The 17,467-nt window shown below is 56.0% G+C and carries 15 protein-coding genes and 2 pseudogenes; 7 read left to right on the top strand and 10 right to left on the bottom strand.

The window, feature by feature from the left end:
* Window positions 1-58 precede the first annotated feature (58 nt).
* Together nrdB and yfaE are read left to right on the top strand one after the other, a co-directional pair.
* Complete coding sequence (gene nrdB, locus DA718_RS08685) at window positions 59-1,189, top strand: class Ia ribonucleoside-diphosphate reductase subunit beta (protein WP_112213027.1); 1,131 nt, start codon at window positions 59-61, stop codon at window positions 1,187-1,189.
* Entirely contained in the window at window positions 1,189-1,443 is a 255-nt protein-coding gene (yfaE, locus tag DA718_RS08680) for a class I ribonucleotide reductase maintenance protein YfaE (protein WP_002913017.1), read from the top strand. The genes nrdB and yfaE overlap by 1 nt, the downstream gene beginning before the upstream one ends.
* 55 nt (window positions 1,444-1,498) lie before the next feature.
* On the opposite strand, the pseudogene DA718_RS08675 reads toward yfaE, so the two are convergent.
* Window positions 1,499-1,771 (bottom strand): annotated as a pseudogene (locus DA718_RS08675) (MFS transporter); the annotation flags it as partial.
* A gap of 157 nt (window positions 1,772-1,928) precedes the next feature.
* On the opposite strand from DA718_RS08675, the gene glpA reads away from it, so the two are divergent.
* The 3 genes from glpA to glpC are packed head-to-tail and all read left to right on the top strand — an operon-like array spanning window position 1,929 to window position 5,978.
* Window positions 1,929-3,554 carry an anaerobic glycerol-3-phosphate dehydrogenase subunit A gene (gene glpA, locus DA718_RS08670; protein ID WP_112213026.1) on the top strand — a complete coding sequence of 542 codons (1,626 nt, stop codon included), beginning with the start codon at window positions 1,929-1,931 and terminating at the stop codon, window positions 3,552-3,554.
* The gene (gene glpB / locus DA718_RS08665) at window positions 3,544-4,803 is read left to right on the top strand and encodes a glycerol-3-phosphate dehydrogenase subunit GlpB (RefSeq protein WP_112213025.1); all 1,260 of its coding nucleotides are present in this window, start codon (window positions 3,544-3,546) and stop codon (window positions 4,801-4,803) included. Before glpA ends, glpB begins: the two co-directional genes overlap by 11 nt.
* Window positions 4,800-5,978: an anaerobic glycerol-3-phosphate dehydrogenase subunit GlpC gene (gene glpC, locus DA718_RS08660; RefSeq protein WP_112213024.1), complete on the top strand. Its 1,179-nt coding sequence runs from the start codon at window positions 4,800-4,802 to the stop codon at window positions 5,976-5,978. Before glpB ends, glpC begins: the two co-directional genes overlap by 4 nt.
* Before the next feature lie 23 nt (window positions 5,979-6,001).
* Here glpC and yfaU read toward each other — a convergent pair whose 3' ends face one another.
* The 6 genes from yfaU to DA718_RS08630 form a co-directional block, all read right to left on the bottom strand.
* The gene (gene yfaU, locus DA718_RS08655; RefSeq protein ID WP_112213023.1) at window positions 6,002-6,805 is read right to left on the bottom strand and encodes a 2-keto-3-deoxy-L-rhamnonate aldolase; all 804 of its coding nucleotides are present in this window, start codon (window positions 6,803-6,805) and stop codon (window positions 6,002-6,004) included.
* Between the two features lie 14 nt (window positions 6,806-6,819).
* On the bottom strand, window positions 6,820-8,109 hold the full coding sequence (locus DA718_RS08650; RefSeq protein WP_112213022.1) for an MFS transporter: 1,290 nt from the start codon (window positions 8,107-8,109) through the stop codon (window positions 6,820-6,822).
* 52 nt (window positions 8,110-8,161) lie between these two features.
* On the bottom strand, window positions 8,162-9,367 hold the full coding sequence (rhmD, locus tag DA718_RS08645; protein WP_112213021.1) for an L-rhamnonate dehydratase: 1,206 nt from the start codon (window positions 9,365-9,367) through the stop codon (window positions 8,162-8,164).
* A gap of 13 nt (window positions 9,368-9,380) precedes the next feature.
* Window positions 9,381-10,163: an IclR family transcriptional regulator gene (locus DA718_RS08640; RefSeq protein WP_110272313.1), complete on the bottom strand. Its 783-nt coding sequence runs from the start codon at window positions 10,161-10,163 to the stop codon at window positions 9,381-9,383.
* 205 nt (window positions 10,164-10,368) lie between these two features.
* Window positions 10,369-11,565, bottom strand: coding sequence for a nicotinamide mononucleotide deamidase-related protein YfaY (locus tag DA718_RS08635; RefSeq protein WP_112213020.1), 1,197 nt, complete (start codon window positions 11,563-11,565; stop codon window positions 10,369-10,371).
* A gap of 97 nt (window positions 11,566-11,662) precedes the next feature.
* Window positions 11,663-12,205, bottom strand: a complete 543-nt coding sequence (locus tag DA718_RS08630; protein ID WP_112213019.1) for a YfaZ family outer membrane protein — start codon at window positions 12,203-12,205, stop codon at window positions 11,663-11,665.
* Window positions 12,206-12,475: 270 nt separating this feature from the next.
* On the opposite strand from DA718_RS08630, the gene DA718_RS08625 reads away from it, so the two are divergent.
* Window positions 12,476-13,924 carry a catalase gene (locus tag DA718_RS08625; RefSeq protein WP_112213018.1) on the top strand — a complete coding sequence of 483 codons (1,449 nt, stop codon included), beginning with the start codon at window positions 12,476-12,478 and terminating at the stop codon, window positions 13,922-13,924.
* Between the two features lie 61 nt (window positions 13,925-13,985).
* Here DA718_RS08625 and DA718_RS08620 read toward each other — a convergent pair.
* Window positions 13,986-14,730, bottom strand: a pseudogene (locus DA718_RS08620) (Rpn family recombination-promoting nuclease/putative transposase).
* 137 nt (window positions 14,731-14,867) lie between these two features.
* Here DA718_RS08620 and nudI point away from each other — a divergent pair.
* On the top strand, window positions 14,868-15,293 hold the full coding sequence (gene nudI / locus DA718_RS08615) for a nucleoside triphosphatase NudI (RefSeq protein WP_112213017.1): 426 nt from the start codon (window positions 14,868-14,870) through the stop codon (window positions 15,291-15,293).
* On the opposite strand, the gene DA718_RS08610 is transcribed toward nudI, so the two are convergent.
* Complete coding sequence (locus DA718_RS08610; RefSeq protein WP_112213016.1) at window positions 15,285-16,700, bottom strand: sensor histidine kinase; 1,416 nt, start codon at window positions 16,698-16,700, stop codon at window positions 15,285-15,287. The genes nudI and DA718_RS08610 overlap by 9 nt on opposite strands.
* Window positions 16,687-17,361, bottom strand: coding sequence for a transcriptional regulator TctD (gene tctD, locus DA718_RS08605; protein WP_112213015.1), 675 nt, complete (start codon window positions 17,359-17,361; stop codon window positions 16,687-16,689). Before tctD ends, DA718_RS08610 begins: the two co-directional genes overlap by 14 nt.
* Between the last annotated feature and the right edge of the window lie 106 nt (window positions 17,362-17,467).

Genomic DNA, 17,467 nt, shown 5'->3' with positions numbered 1-17,467 from the left:
TGTAGGCCCGGCAAACGAAGTGCCGCCGGGCGATACAATCTCAACAGGACTCACTTCAATGGCATACACCACCTTTTCACAGACGAAAAATGACCAACTGCTTGAGCCAATGTTTTTTGGTCAGCCGGTGAACGTCGCCCGTTACGATCAGCAAAAATATGACATCTTCGAAAAGCTGATTGAAAAACAGCTCTCCTTCTTCTGGCGTCCGGAAGAGGTTGACGTTTCCCGTGACCGTATCGACTATCAGGCGCTACCGGAGCATGAAAAACATATCTTCATCAGCAACCTGAAGTATCAGACGCTGCTCGACTCCATCCAGGGACGCAGTCCGAACGTCGCTCTGCTGCCGCTGATTTCGATTCCGGAACTGGAAACCTGGGTTGAAACCTGGGCGTTTTCCGAAACCATCCACTCGCGCTCCTACACCCATATAATCCGTAATATCGTCAACGATCCGGCGGTGGTGTTTGACGATATCGTCACCAACGAGCAGATTCAGAAACGCGCGGAAGGGATCTCCAGTTATTACGATGAATTGATCGAGCTAACCAGCTACTGGCACCTGCTGGGCGAAGGTACACACAGCGTTAACGGCAAAACCATTACCGTTAACCTGCGCGAGCTGAAAAAGAAACTCTACCTGTGCCTGATGAGCGTGAACGCGCTGGAAGCCATCCGCTTCTACGTCAGCTTCGCCTGCTCATTCGCCTTTGCCGAGCGCAAGCTGATGGAAGGCAACGCCAAAATTATCCGCCTGATCGCCCGTGACGAAGCGCTGCACCTGACCGGCACTCAACATATGCTGAACCTGCTGCGTTCTGGCGTCGATGACCCGGAAATGGCGGAAATTGCTGAAGAGTGCAAGCAGGAGTGCTATGACCTGTTCGTGCTGGCGGCGCAGCAGGAGAAAGAGTGGGCGGACTATCTGTTCCGTGACGGCTCGATGATCGGCCTGAACAAAGATATCCTCTGTCAGTATGTGGAGTACATCACCAATATCCGCATGCAGGCAGTCGGTCTCGATCTGCCGTTCCAGACCCGCTCCAACCCGATCCCATGGATCAACACCTGGCTGGTGTCCGATAACGTGCAGGTTGCGCCACAGGAAGTGGAGGTCAGTTCTTACCTGGTCGGGCAGATCGATTCCGAAGTCGACGCCGACGATCTGAGCAACTTCCAGCTCTGATGAAACGCATTTTTCTGAAGATTTCTGACACTCGTCTTGAGTGTCAGGATGAACATCCCTCCCTGCTGGCAGCCCTGGAATCGCACAATATCGACGTGGAGTATCAGTGCCGCGAAGGCTACTGCGGCTCCTGCCGCACGCGGCTGGTTTCCGGTCAGGTTGACTGGCTAACCGAGCCGCTGGCGTTTATCCAGCCGGGAGAAATTTTGCCCTGCTGCTGCCGGGCAAAAGGGGACATTGAAATTGAGATGTAATGCTTAGAGCCTATCCCAACAGGCGTTATTGGCGCAGACAGTTTGGACCCGGACAGCGCGCAGAAATCGCCCCCTTCACCGTTGTTATCACCCCAAAAGTGCTCCCATGAAGCACGCGAATAAATAGCAATGCTTCGATAGAATGGCAAAGCGGATATAACGCAGTCACTACCAAAAAGGCCAGAGAAGAAAACATCAGAACCGTTTTATTCGAATATTTCCCTACCCGCTGCCCGGCAAACGGGCGAATAATAATCGCCGCGATCAGAAAACAGGTTACCAGCTGTCCGGCTTTGTCAGCGGTGGCATGCAAATTGTCGGCAATATAAGTGCCTCCATCAACGGGTCACAGAAGGCAAAATTTAAACGATCCGCTGCACAAAACGGCAATAAAATTTTCGTTTTAAGTTCGAATATGTTCGATATCAAACAAAAATAAATAAACACGTGCCTTAATGATGTAAAACGAACATCGGGGGCACAGAATGAATTCTGCCAACTCAGACTTCGAGGTCATTATTATTGGCGGCGGCGCAACGGGTGCCGGAATTGCGCGCGACTGCGCGCTGCGCGGACTGAAGGTGGCGCTGGTTGAGCGTTATGATATCGCTACCGGGGCTACTGGCCGCAACCATGGATTGCTGCACAGCGGCGCGCGCTATGCGGTCACCGATAGCGAATCAGCGCGGGAGTGCATCAGCGAAAACCGCATTTTACGCCGCATCGCCCGCCACTGTATTGAACCGACCAGCGGATTGTTTATCACCCTCCCCGAAGACGACCTGGCCTACCAGCAAACCTTTATTACCGCCTGTCAACAAGCGGGCATCGATGCCAATCCTCTGACACCTGCCGAAGCGCTGCGTATTGAGCCTGCGGTTAACCCAACGCTGCTCGGCGCGGTGCAGGTTCCTGACGGCACAGTCGACCCGTTCCGCCTCACTGCCGCCAATATGCTGGATGCTCGCGAGCATGGCGCCTTGATTTATACCGGCTGCGAAGTGACGGGTCTGCTGCGCAATGGCGATACCGTCAGCGGCGTACAACTCTACAACCACTCACAGCGTCAGGCGCAGGCTCTACGCGCCAGCGTGGTGGTTAACGCTGCCGGGATCTGGGGGCAGCGCATCGCCGAATATGCCGACCTGCGCGTCGCCATGTTCCCGGCTAAGGGCTCGCTGCTTATCCTCGACCATCGCATTAACCAGCAGGTTATCAACCGCTGCCGTAAACCTGCCGATGCCGATATCCTGGTCCCCGGCGATACCATCTCGCTGATTGGTACCACCTCAACGCACATCGCTTACGATGAGATTGATGACAATCGGGTCACCGCCGCCGAAGTTGATATTCTACTGCGCGAAGGCGAAAAGCTGGCCCCGGTGCTGGGCCGCACTCGAGTACTGCGCGCCTACTCCGGCGTGCGCCCGCTGGTCGCAAGCGATGACGACCCGAGCGGACGTAGCGTCAGCCGCGGCATCGTTCTGCTCGACCACGCCGAGCGCGACGGTCTGAACGGCTTTATTACCATTACCGGCGGCAAGCTGATGACCTATCGCCTGATGGCGGAATGGGCCACCGATGCCGTATGCCGTAAGCTCGGTAACGCCGTCGCCTGCACCACCGCCGACACGCCGCTGCCGGGCTCGCAAGAACCCACGGAAACCACCCTGCGCAAAATTATCTCTTTACCCGCGCCGCTACGCGGGTCGGCTATTTACCGCCACGGCGACCGCACCCCGGCATGGCTTGGCGATAGCCGTCAGCACCGTAGCCTGATCTGCGAATGCGAGGCGGTCACCGCCGGAGAAGTTCAGTACGCAGTAGAAAATCTGGCGGTAAAAAACCTGCTCGATTTACGCCGCCGTACCCGGATTGGCATGGGAACCTGCCAGGGCGAGCTTTGCGCCTGCCGCGCCGCCGGACTGCTCCAGCGTTTCAACGTCACCACTTCCGCCCGCTCGCTAACGCAGCTGTCCGAATTTCTCAACGAACGCTGGAAAGGCGTGCAGCCCATCGCATGGGGCGATGCACTTCGCGAAAGTGAGTTCACCCGCTGGGTCTATCTCGGCCTGTGCGGGCTAGAAAAGGAGCATCAGGATGAAGTTTGATTGCGCGATTATCGGTGGCGGACTCGCCGGACTCCTGTGCGGACTGGCGCTAAATCAACGCGGCCTGCGTAGCGTGATTATCAGCCGTGGTCAGAGCGCCCTGCACTTCTCTTCCGCCTCGCTGGATTTACTCTCCGCGCTGCCGAACGGCGAAACCGTCACCGATGTCGCTCACGGCATCGGCCAGTTAACAAAGCAGCTTCCCGAACACCCTTATGCCAGACTTGGCGTCAAACAGGTCATGGAGTACGCCGCGCAAACCCAGAGCCTGCTTACCTACTGCAATATCGCTATGCAGGGGGATACCAGCCAGCCGCATCTGCGGGTCACACCGTTAGGCACGCTACGCGCGGCCTGGCTTTCACCGCAGGAGATCGCCACCGCACCGCTGCCAGCCCGTCGGGTTGGCCTGGTCGGCATCAGCGGTTTTGCCGATTTTCAACCGCACCTGGCCGCCGCTTCACTGAACCAGAACGGCATCAGCGCCACTGCGCAAGAGATTGATTTACCGCTGCTCGACGTCCTGCGCGATAACCCGTCCGAATTTCGCGCCGCCAATATTGCCCGCCTGCTGGATGATGAAATCCACTGGCCCGCGCTGCTGATGGCTCTTCGTCCGCTGGCGCAACAACACGACCTGCTAATCATGCCCGCCTGCTTCGGTCTCGCCGACGACCGGTTGTATCGCTGGCTCCAACAGCGTCTGCCCTGCCCGCTTCGCCTGCTGCCCACTCTACCGCCGTCGGTGCCGGGCATGCGTCTGCACGCCCAGCTACAGCGGCAGTTCGTCCGCAGCGGCGGCACCTGGCTTACCGGCGACGAAGCGGTCAATATCAGCCACCAGGACGGCCTTGTTAACGCAGTCTGGACGCGTAACCACGGTGATATCCCACTGCGCCCGCGCTTCACGGTGCTGGCCAGCGGCAGCTTTTTTAGCAATGGGCTGGTCGCCGAACGAAACGGCGTGCGGGAGCCGATTCTTGGCCTCGACCTTCAGCAGACTCTGCCGCGCGAAAACTGGTATCAACGGGACTTTTTTGCCTCGCAACCCTGGCAGCGCTTCGGCCTGAAAACGGATGCCTCCCTGCGCCCGCAGCTTCATGGGGAGACGCTGGAGAATCTGTTCGCCATCGGTTCTGTGCTTGGGGGTTTTGACGCCATCGCGCTGGGATGCGGCGGCGGCGTCTGTGCGGTGACAGCGCTACACGCCGCGAAGCTGATCAGCGAGCTTGCCGGAGGTGAATCATGAACGACACCCGATTCGAACACTGTATTAAATGCACCGTTTGCACCACGACCTGCCCGGTCAGTCGGGTCAATCCACGCTATCCAGGGCCAAAACAGGCTGGCCCGGACGGCGAACGCCTGCGCCTGAAAGACGGGGCGCTTTACGATGAAGCATTAAAATACTGTATCAACTGCAAACGCTGCGAGGTGGCCTGCCCTTCAGATGTCAAAATCGGCGATATTATTCAGCGGGCACGCATCCAATACAGCCAGCAAAAGCCGACATTACGCGATGCGATCCTCAGTCATACCGATCTAATGGGGACGCTCTCCACGCCGTTTGCTCCACTGGTCAACGTTGCCACCGGTCTAATGCCGGTACGCCGGATTCTGGATGCGGCGCTCAAAATCGACCATCGCCGCACGCTGCCCAAATATGGCTTTGGCACCTTCCGCCGCGCCTTTCGTCAACTGGCCGCCCAACAGGCACAGTACAGCGAGCAGGTGGCGTTCTTTCACGGCTGCTATGTGAACTACAACCATCCTCAGCTCGGAAAAGATCTGGTTCATGTACTCAATGCGATGGGCATCGGCGTTCAACTGCTCAGCAAAGAGAAGTGCTGCGGGGTGCCGCTGATTGCCAACGGTTTTTTTGCTAAAGCGCGTAAACAGGCGCTGAGCAACGTCACCGCGATGCGGGAAAATAGCCTGCCGATTGTCGCCACGTCATCAACCTGCACCTTCACCCTGCGCGATGAATATCCGCACGTGCTTGATATCGACAACCACGACATTCGCGACCGGGTCGAGCTGGCAACCCGCTGGATCTGGCGTCAGTTGGATGCGGGTCGGCCTCTGAAGTTAAAACCGCTGCCGCTGAAGGTGGTTTATCACACGCCTTGTCATATGGAGAAAATGGGCTGGTCGCTGTATACCCTTGAGCTGCTGCGGCTAATCCCCGGATTACAGCTTGAAGTGCTCGACTCCCAGTGCTGCGGGATCGCCGGAACCTACGGGTTTAAGTCGGAGAACTACGACTCATCGCAGGCGATTGGCGCACCGCTGTTCCGGCAAATTGAAGAGAGCGGCGCTGACCTGGTAGTGACCGATTGCGAAACCTGCAAATGGCAAATTGAGATGTCCACCAGCAAACGCTGCGAACATCCCATCACCCTGCTGGCGCAGGCGCTGGCCTGAGGTCAGCGCCTGCGATGGGGAGACTAGTAGCTCCCCTTTCCCTCCGCCTGTTCGGCTACTGGTTTGAACATCGCCAGGCGCTTATCCAGTGCGCTGGTATAAAGGTTGGTATCGACGCCCACGGCAACAAAATTTGCCCCCCAGGCCAGCGCTTTGTGCGCCATCTCCGGGTCGACGGCCAGGAATCCAGCGGCTTTTCCCGCCTCGCGAATACGCCGGATGCTCTGCTCAATGATCCGCTGCACCTCCGGGTGACCGGCGTTATCTGGATACCCCAGCGAGGCCGATAAATCCGCCGGGCCGATAAATACGCCGTCAATGCCTTCCACTTCGAGAATTGCATCCAGGTTATCAAGCGCCGTTTTGCTCTCTACCTGGATCAGCAAACACAGCTCATCGTTAGCCTGCGCCATATAGTTTTCCACCCGTCCCCAGCGCGCGGCACGAGCGACTCCGGCCCCGACTCCGCGCGTACCCACCGGCGGATAGCGGGTTGCCGAAACAATCTCCCGCGCCTGTTCGGCGGTATCGACCATCGGGATCAATAGCGTTCTGGCACCAATATCCAGCACCTGTTTAATCAGGCTACGATTGCCCTCTACGGGGCGAATCACCGGCTGGCTGGCGTAGGGGGCGATCGCCTGTAGCTGGTGGTAGAGATCCTGAATGGTATTTGGCGCATGTTCACCATCAATCAGCAGCCAGTCGTAACCCGAGGTGGCGGCGATCTCAGCCATGTAGGAGGAGGTCGAGCTCAGCCACAGGCCAATTTGCGTTTCTCCCTTCAATAATCCCGCTTTAAATGGGTTCGATAAAATTGCGTTCATAGTTCTCCCTTAAATTAATGCTGTACGCTGCCAGCCTGCGGCACCGTGCGATTAACGCGCAGTGAAAAGATAATAACAACCCCAACAATCGCCACGCAGGCGAGCGTCAATAATCCGGCAGAATTGCTGGCAAAAATCGTTTCGGCCTGGACGCGAATAATCGGTGCCAGGAAACCACCAATCGCACCGAACAGGTTCACGAAGCCGATGCCTGCGGCCAACGCGGTGCCGGACAACAACTGCGTCGGCATGGTCCAGAAAACCGGCTGCACGGCAATCACGCCGACCGCCGCCACGCACAGCGCGATAATCGCCAGTACCGGTGACACCAACCCGGAGACTGCAATACCGATCGCCGCCGCCAACAGGGTGAACGCCGCAATATTGCGTCGCTCGCCGGTACGGTCGGAGTAACGCGGGATAAACCAGGTGCCAAACAATGCGGCAACCCACGGAATCGCCGTCACCACCGAGGCAAAGAATCCCACTTTGGTGCCCAGCAGAGCGGCAACCTGAGTCGGCAGAAAGAAAATCAGACCATACACCGCCACCTGAATCGTCAGGTAGATAATGGCGAGCTGCCAGACGCGCCCATTGCGCAGCGCATCGGACAGCCGCGACGTGACCTTTTTCTCCTCTTCGCTGGCAAGCTGGCTAATCAACGCCTGCTTTTCAGCGGCAGTCAGAAAACGTGCGCTTTGCGGCGTATCATCAAGCCAAAAGAAGGTAAAGAACCCGGCGCCAACCGCCAGCAGCCCTTCGATAACAAACATCCAGAACCAGCCTGGGTGCCCCATAAAACCGTGCATTTCCAGCAGCGCGCCGGAGAGCGGTGAGCCCAGCGTTAACGCCAACGGTGCGCCCATATAAAACAGCCCCATAATGCTGGCGCGGTTTTGCTGAGGGAACCATTGCGAAGTCAGATAGATCATGCCAGGGAAGAAGCCCGCCTCGGCAGCACCGAGTAAAGTGCGCACCAGCAGAAATTTCGTTTCCGTATCCGCCCAGGCCATCGCCGCAGACAGAACGCCCCACAGCAGCGTGGTGCAGCCGATCCACTTTTTCGCACCGAATTTACGCATCAACAGATTAGCGGGTACCCCCAGAAAGGCGTACACCACAAAGAAAATCCCCGCACCCAGCGCATAGGCTTCGTTGCTTAGCCCGGTATCCAACTGGTAGGTCTCTTTGGCAAAGCCAATATTCGAACGGTCAAGAAATGCGAGCACGTAAAGCGCCAGCATAAAGGGAATCAAACGGGCGCGGCTTTTCTTCACCACGCTCTCAAGCAAGGTGTTGCTCATCGTAATATCCTCAAAAATGGGCCGCACATCAGCGCTGTGCGGCACGGCGGGATCAGTGGCTATAAGGACGTTGCAGATTGCAGTCGCGGTTCAGTTCGACGCCAAAACCCGGTTTATCCAGCACGGATTTATGAATGCGTCCATTTTCCGGTACCGGTTCACCCAGCAGAATCGGGTCAAACTGCGGGCGCATCGTTGAGCAATCCGGGCTGGTCATCAGGAATTCGCTGAACGGCGTGTTGGTAAAGGTGATGACCGCATGGTGCGAATAGACCGATGACCCGTGTGGGACCACCAGTTGACCGCGCGCTTTAGCGATTGCGGCTATCTCCACCAGCGTAGTCAGGCCGCCGCACCAGCCCACATCAGGCTGCATAATATCGATGCCGGTTTCCGACAGCGTGCGGAACGATTGCAGCGTCCCGTGGTGCTCACCGCTGGTGACCATCATCCCGGCGGGCGCATTGCGTTTGAGTTCGCGATAGCCTTCGTACTGCTGCGGCGGCAGACACTCTTCAATCCACTTAAGGTTATGAGGCGCGCAGGCATGGGCCAACTTAGTGGCGTAATTAACGTCCTGGCTCATCCAGCAATCCAGCATCAGCCAGAAATCCGGACCGCATTTTTCGCGCATGTCAGCGACCATCGCGGCGTCTTTGCGGATCCCCGCGTCACCATCGTGCGGACCCCAGTGAGTTGGCATTTTGCCGCCGATAAAGCCCATCTTCTGCGCCAGGTCCGGACGGGCACCGGTGGCATAAAACTGAATTTCATCGCGCACCGCGCCGCCCAACAGTTTGTACACCGGCAGGCCAACCACTTTACCGAACAGATCCCACAGCGCGAGGTCGATACAGGAGATGGTGTTCATCACCAGGCCGCCGGAGCCGGAGTAGTACATGGTCGCGTTGAGCATCTGATCGTGGATCAATTTGATATCGCTGACGCATTTGCCTTCGATAAAACGGTTCAGGTGCTTTTCAACGATAAAGCAGCCCATTTCGCCCGCCGTTGACACCGCAAACCCGGTCTGCCCATTCTCCGCTTCAACCTCGACAATCAGCGTACCCAACACGTTGATGCCAAAAGACTGGCGGGACTGCTCATACTGTTTGTATTTGCTCATTGGGGTCGCGATGTGGTCATCAATCCAGTGGTTCGCTCCCTGGTCGTGATAATCGCCGCCGCCAGCGCCTTTCTCTGCGGTAGCGCCGCCGATAAACCAGGCGCGGACGTGTTTAATTTTCGGTAAGGTCATGATGTTCTCCTTGTTATGAAGCTTGTTGTTCGAAGGGGCTCTTCCACCCCAACAGACGGGAAATATCTTTGGCGCAGGCAATCGCCTTACCAGCGAGGTAATCACGATTGTCTTCATTGATTTGCAGGCGCGTCCCCACCACCGAGATAGCTGCGGTCAGCTCGTTATTGGCGTTAAATACCGGCGCAGCGACGCAGCGCACGTCGGGATAGTCTTCGCCGTTATCAAAGCTCCAGCCCCGAGCGCGAATACGCCCCAGTTCATCGCGAAGCTGCTGAGCATCAGTGATAGTGGTTGGCGTGGCTCGTTCCCACCGTAGTTCGCTGATAATTGACTCCTGAACTCGTTCGGGCTGCCAGGCCAGCAGGCATTTACCAATGCCGGAACGATAAAGCGACAGGCTCTTACCTTCGTGCGAACGTACGCTGATGGTGGCCGGGGATTCGACCTTCAAAATGTAGTAAGCGTTACCGTTATCGATGATGCCTAAGTGACAGAGCAGACCGCACTGATCCATCAGTTGCGTCAGGCGCGAACGCGCCAGTTCGCGCAGGTCCATTTTGCTCAGCGCATGTCCGGCCAGCTCAACCAGCTTGGTCCACAGGCAGTAATTGTCCTGATTATCCATGCTAAGAAAGCGCTGTTTTCTCAGCTCACCTAACAGCAGATAGGCAGTGCTTTTCGGAATACCCAGTTCGTCAATAATGGTCGCCGCGCTACAGGGGCCGATGCGGGCGATCAAATTGAGAATATCAATGGCGCGGGTCAGCGCCGGGACTTTGCTTGATTCCAACATACTGGACTCCAATCCTGAATACTGGAATCAGTGTTACGGTTGTCGGGGAAGTAAATTGTGAGCAACTTCAAATGCCGGGGCGATTCCAGAAGAGTGGACATTCAGAGGTATAAAAATGGGAGATGACGCACAGAATATTTAAAACGAAGTACAGCAGATTGGACTAAATACAGCGCCGGGAGAAGATCCCGACGCCAGGGACGACTTAAACTGAAAGGGACTCGACGACGTTAATCCAGCCATGTTCACCGGCTATCGGCTCACCGTTCAGCCAACGACGCAGCATATTCAGGGCCATCATCGCGCAGACTTCCTGACGCACCTGCACGCTGTGACGATTGGTACTAAATTTCACCCGCAGCGCGTGAGTGCCTTCCGGCGTTGAGAGCGCAAAGTTCAGGTGATCGCTCTCCTGACCGCTGACCGCCAGCGCCAGACCGGCAAAGTGTTTTTCGCGACGCTCAGCCGCCCAGCGCGCCGCCTGCGCTAACGTCTCTTCCTGTGCCGGAATCACTTCGCTCGCCAGCAGCGGTGCGTTAACGCGTGAAAGCTGTAGCGCCAGCAGGCCGCCGGTAAACTGTTCGCTTAGCGTCAGGCTCAGCTGGCGCTCTTGCAGGCGACGGGCAATCTGCGCCGGTAGACCTTCAGTGCCTTCAAAGATCACGCTTTCCCCGGCCACTTTCTGTACTTCCGGCCACAGCGCCAGCATCGCTTCGCGCTGCTCAGAAGGCCCGGTTAGCTTGAGTTCAATAATCGGCATTGAGGAGCGATAGCCCATCACCACGCCCGGCGGCAGTTGAAGGTGGTCAAGGCTCTGCGCCAGCTCGCTCTCCGAGCGACCAAAGGTGGTCAAACGCAGACACAGCGGTGGAGCCGGCAGCGGGAAACGTTCGCGCAAGCGCGGTAAGATTTCCTGCTCAATCATCACTTTGAATTCCGAAGGCACGCCAGGAGTGAAAAACATCAGGCAGCGATTGAGCTGCACGGCGAAACCGCAAGCGGTCCCGACCGGGTTATTGATCATCTCGGCGCTTTGCGGAATTTCCGCCTGTTTACGGTTGCTGGCGGCCATTGGCCTTCCGCGCTCGGCAAAAAAGCGCGTCATCATATCCAGCCACTCTTCGTGCAAAATCAACCCTTCGCCTTTGGCCGTTGCCGCAGCCAGCGCGCTGAGATCGTCGCTGGTTGGCCCCAGACCGCCGTTAACGATCAGCACGTCGGCGTGCTCGCTACGCTCGCGTAAAATCGCCACCAGAGCGTCAAGATTGTCGCCCACGGTATTGCGACGCTTTAAGGGTAATCCTTGATTAAAAAAGAAATCCGCCAGCCACGCGGCATTAGTATCGACGATTTGCCCATGCAGCACTTCGTCGCCGGTGGACAGCATTTCCACGTTTAGCATTGTGAACTCCAGCCTGATAAGTCGGAATACTATAGCGCAAAGCGGCTGAGAGAATGACTGAAAATCAGGCGCGGCAGAATACCACGCCCGGGAGGAATCAGAAGCTGGCGTTGACACCGACGTAAGGACCGTCCGCAACGGTGTTATCGCGGTTACCTTCTTTACCTGCAAGGTTGAGGTAACGATAACCAGCTTCAATGCTCAGAGGACGCATAATGGTAAAGCGCGCACCAGCATTGGCTTCCTGATAGCTGTCGATACCGCTGGAGAGTGAATCCGGGGAGTAATAATATTCGCCAAACAGACGGAAGCTGTCGCCGATTTTCCACTGCAGGCCACCGCCAACCGCCGCCGCGTAGCCTTCATCACCAGCCTTCGGGTTGGTGTAAACGCCCTTGCCGCCGACGGTTGCGAGGAATGGCCCCAGAGGGATGTTCAGACCCAGTCCCAGGCCTGCCGCATCACCATCATCATCGTTGTGCAGCCAGTTGCCGGTCACTGCCAGACCTGTAGATTCCGTACCAAAACCAACACCAAGATTGGTGTAGTGCTCACCGGCCTGCCCGCTGACGCTGATCGCATTTGCCGCCGTCGAGACGAACATCATGCCAGCGAGGGCCAAAAATATGCTTTTTTTCATTTTTACTCTATCCAGAAAACAAGAATTTAAAAGTCCCGAAAAACCGCGAAATTGTACTGCTGAATGCTAAGGAATCAATGCGCTAAAGTGACCTTTACCATTGTGATTGTAACCAGTTGCTACCGAATATTTGCCAACAGTCGCGGATATCAAATCGATAGCCAGAGCCAGATTGCCCGCACTGACTATTTATTCTACAAATAGCGCTCAGCTTATTTCGTCCCTTCAGGGAAATGAATAAGTTACATAAAACTTTGTCAGGAGATAAAGATGAGCAAGAAAGGATTAACGACGGGATCCGGCGCGCCGGTTGTCGATAACAATAATGTCGCCACCGCGGGCCCACGCGGCCCCATGCTGCTGCAGGATGTCTGGTTTCTTGAAAAACTGGCCCACTTTGACCGGGAAGTTATCCCGGAACGCCGTATGCACGCAAAAGGTTCCGGCGCTTACGGTAAACTAACCGTCACCCACGATATCACTCGCTATACGCGCGCAAAACTGTTCGCCGAAATTGGCAAAACCACCGACCTGTTTCTACGCTTCTCGACCGTCGCCGGAGAGCGCGGCGCCGCTGACGCCGAGCGCGATATTCGCGGCTTTTCCATTAAGTTCTATACCGAAGAGGGTAACTGGGATCTGGTGGGCAACAACACGCCGATTTTCTACCTTCGCGACCCGCTAAAATTCCCGGATCTCAATCACGTCGTGAAGCGCGATCCGCGCACTAATCTTCGTAACCCTACCTGGAAATGGGACTTTTTCTCCCTGCTACCGGAAACGCTGCATCAGTTAACGATTGATTTCAGCGACCGTGGCATCCCGCGTTCTTATCGTCATATGCACGGCTTCGGTAGCCACGCGTTCAGCTTTATCAATGCCGACAACGAGCGTTTTTGGGTGAAGTTCCACTTCAAATCCCAGCAGGGGATCGCCAATCTGATGGATAATGAGGCCAAACGCCTGGTGGCTGAAGACCGCGAAAGCTCTCAGCGCGATCTCTATGAGTCAATTGAAAAAGGCGATTTTCCGCGCTGGACCTTCTACGTGCAGATAATGCCGGAAGCGGAGGCCAGTCAGGTCCCTTATAACCCATTTGACCTGACCAAAATATGGCCGCATAGCGATTATCCGCTAATTGAAGTTGGGGTACTGGAGCTAAACCGTAACCCGGACAACTACTTCGCAGAAGTTGAGCAGGTCGCCATGAACCCGGCGAACGTGGTGCCCGGGGTAAGTTTCTCTCCGGACCGTATGCTGCAAGGACGACTGTTCTCCTATGGCGACACTCAGCGTTATCGTTTAGGGGTTAATCATCATCAGATCCCGGTGAATGCGCCACGCTGTCCGTTCCATAACTATCACCGCGACGGTGCAATGCGCGTAGATGGCAATAGCGGCAACGGCGCGACCTACGAGCCCAACAGCTTTGGCGTCTTTCAGGAGCAGCCGGACTTTAGCGAGCCGCCGTTAAGCCTTGAAGGCGCGGCCGCTCACTGGGATCATCGGGAAGATGGCGACTACTTTAGCCAGCCGCGCAAGCTGTTTGAGCTATTAAGCGAAGATGAGCATCAGCGTATGTTTCAGCGGATAGCCGGTGATATGCGGGATATCCCCGAATTTATTCAGCAACGACAGATTGGACTTTTCAGCGAAGTCCATCCCGACTACGGCGCGGGCGTAGCGGCGGCATTGAAAGCGTTAAAAGAGGCTAAATAAACCTTCGCGGTAGCTGCTAAGGCTGCCGTTTTCTCTGGCATGAATCTGGTATGAAGGAGAATTAATAGCGGAGTTTATCAAGCTGCCGCAGTGACAAACCGGTCAGCTTTGCGACCTGAGACGGCTCCTGCCCATCCTCCAGCATCGCCCGGGCAATACGTTCTGCCGCCTCCTGCAGCCCTTCACCCCGGCCTTCTTGCCGACCTTCCTGCCAGCCCTTACGACGACCCTTTTCTATTCCCGCCTTCATTCCCTGAAGGACTCCCTGTTTGCGGCCACGCTCTTCCAGAAACTGAGCAATATTCATTAGCGTCTCCTTATGCGGCTTAAGCGGTACCTTTAGCGCTAATTTGCGTAAAAAGGCCACGGGATCGGCGGCGTTACCCGCCTGAAGCATATAATTCAGCAACGTTTTAAACTGCCGACGGTTAGTGTATCCCAACGACAATATGCTGACCAGTTGCTCAGAAATGTCCATCATATCCCGCTGCCGGATATGTTTTTGTAGCAGCTCCAGCATGGCGACTCGTCGGTGCTGTATGAGCTGCTCATCCGGGATCGTCGTAATATCCACCAGTTGAAAATTCTGGCTATATAACCTCTCAGCCACCTCAGGCTGTGAAAAACCGTCCAGCCAACGCCTTGAGTGCGGACAGGGGCTGGTCTTGCCGTGATAAAAAAGCAGGGGAATGACCAATGAGATGCTTCGGCAAATGAATAAGTAAAAAATCGCGCGCCGTTGCCCGATGGGACAAAATATGTTTAAAAACCGCATCATGCGGTGAGTGGCTTGCTATCGGTTCCATGATGGCCTCTGATCAATAAACTTGCGGCCACCCTATCACCTCTCGCTTCCGCCGCGCGTTTTCGCTTGCTGTTTGCCGAGTCGACTCGCAAACTGGGCTATCTCAATGTTTACCCACGTCATCATTAAGGAAAAACCATGCGTCAAAGGACTATCGTCTGCCCGCTTATTCAAAATGAAGGTCACTACCTGCTGTGCAAAATGGCTGACGACCGCGGCGTATTTCCCGGCCAGTGGGCGCTCTCCGGCGGCGGCGTGGAACCTGGCGAACGTATCGAAGAGGCTCTGCGACGAGAGGTTCGCGAAGAGCTGGGCGAAAAACTACAGCTAACCAAAATTACGCCATGGACCTTTAGCGACGATATCCGGGTTAAAACCTATGCTGATGGCCGCCTGGAAGAAATTTATATGATCTACCTGATTTTCGATTGCGTTAGCGCCAACCGCGAAGTGACGATCAACGAAGAGTTTCAGGATTATGCGTGGGTGAAGCCGGAAGATCTTCCCCATTATGATTTGAACGTAGCGACCCGTAAGACGCTGAGTCTGAAAGGCTTACTCTAAACGAATGCTCAAGAAGCGCAGCCTGACCTTCAGCCCGCCCAACGTTTCGCTGCGCAGCAGCTGCGGATGGCTGCGGTGCAGGCGCGCAATATCGCTGACTAGCGCGAGTCCAAGCCCCACGCCGGGGTTATCACCGACGTTTTCCAGGCGATGAAACGGCATCAGCGCCTGCTGAATCTGCGTATTGTCAATCCCCGGCCCGCTATCCTCAACGTCCAGCAGTACCACGTTCCCATCGTAATGCAGGCTTAGCGTGACTGTCCCTCCCGGAGGCGTATAGCGAATTGCGTTATCCAGCAGATTCGCACACAGCTCGCTCAACAGCACGTAATCTCCGGCTATCATCACCGCCGATGGTTCGCCCTCATAACCAAGATCGATAGCTTTACTCCGCGCCTGCACAAGTCGGGAAAAACAGCTGTTCTGAACAATCTCATGAAGATCGACCGACGGGAAGGCATGTTCCCCCTGCTCTTTACTTTTGATGGTCGCCAGTTGCAACAAGCGCTCTGTTAATAGAATCGTACCGTCCAGAGTGTTACTCATCGCCGTCAGGCTCTCCCGCCAAAGTTTAGGATCATCACTGCCCAGCGCCACCGACGCCTGGGTTTTCAGCACCGCCAGCGGGGTTTTAAGTTGATGAGAAGCGTCGGCGCTAAAGCGCTCCTGGCGGGCAATCATCACCCGGAGACGGTCGATATAGCGATTAAAAGCGACAATTAGCAAACGGGTTTCCGACCACGGCAGCAGCTCCGGTAACGGCGTCAGCAGACCGGGTTCGCGGCGCACCATCAGCGCCGAAAGCCGACGCATTGGCCGCAGAACGCGGCGCAGCAGCCAACCGGTGAGCAGCAAGGTCAATAGCACCAACAGCCCCTGCGATATCCACGACGAGAATAGAAGCTGTCCCGCCAGCCAACGCCGTGATTGCAGCGTTTCAGCGATATAGATTTCCGCCATCCCGACAATTCCCGCCTCATTAACCGGCTGTAGCAGACGCGCTACGCGAATGGCCTGCCCGCGATACTCGGTATGATAAAACCACGCCAGCGCGGGATAGAGAGCGGTGCGAGAGGTCGATGGCGGCATCGCCGGAAGATCATCAAACCCGGAAATCACCTGCCCCTCAGGGTCAAGAACCTTATAATACAGCCGATCGTTCATATTCAGTTCAAAGCTATCCAGCACCACCCACGGCACATTCACCTCAAGCTTACCGTGGCGCACCACCAGGCGTTCAGCTACGGTTCGCGCAGATGAGAGCAGCGTACGATCGTACGCCTGCGTCGCCGCCTGTAGCGCACTGACGTAGCTATTGAAGGCCGAAAGCCCCCACAGTAAAACCAGCGGCAGGCCGAGAAACAGCAGCAGTTGAGCAAATAACGATTGCGGTTTACCCCACCTCATCAGCAAGCTCCAGTACGTAACCCAGACCACGCAGCGTTGTGATCCGCACGTTGCTCTCCTGAAGCTTTTTCCGTAAACGATGAATATACAACTCGATACTTTCCGGGCTAACGTCGTCGCTCAGGCTGAAAACCTGCTCGAAAAGCTGCTGGCGTGATACCGGGCGCGTGCGGCGAAACATCAGCACCGTCAGCAAAGCCAGTTCACGCGGGGTCAGCGACAGCATCTGCCCACGCAGCAAAAAATAGCCTTCATCACGATATTCCAGTTCGCCGATCTGCTGGATCTCGTGCACTTGCCCCTCGCTACGCCGCAGCAGCGCCCGCAGCCTGGCATCCAGTTCTTCAAGCTCAAAAGGTTTCGGCAAATAGTCATCGGCTCCCACGTTCAGTCCTTTTACCCGATCCGCCACCGCGCTGCGGGCGGTCAGCAGCAAAACGGGAAGCGTCTGTCCACGTTTTCGCAGACGCTGCACCACTTCCAGCCCATCGAACCCCGGCATACCAATATCCAGCACCGCCAGCGCATATTTTTCGCTTTGCAGCAGATGGTCAGCCGCCCGTCCGTCAAGTACGCAGTCCACGGCAAATCCACTCTGTACCAGCGCTTTTTCCAGCCAGTGAGCCAGCTCACGGTTATCTTCAGCCAATAAGAGACGCATATCACATCCTGTAAAGTTGCTGGCGCATTGAAAGGGAAATGAAAGGTAGTTGTTTTAACAATCACGCAACTGAATAACTACATGTCGGTTCACATAATCAAAAAAA

It is taken from the genome of Klebsiella huaxiensis (assembly GCF_003261575.2).
Classification (GTDB): Bacteria; Pseudomonadota; Gammaproteobacteria; order Enterobacterales; family Enterobacteriaceae; genus Klebsiella; species Klebsiella huaxiensis.
Note: the sequence above shows the minus strand (reverse complement) of the source record. Positions and strands in the feature narration are given on the sequence as shown.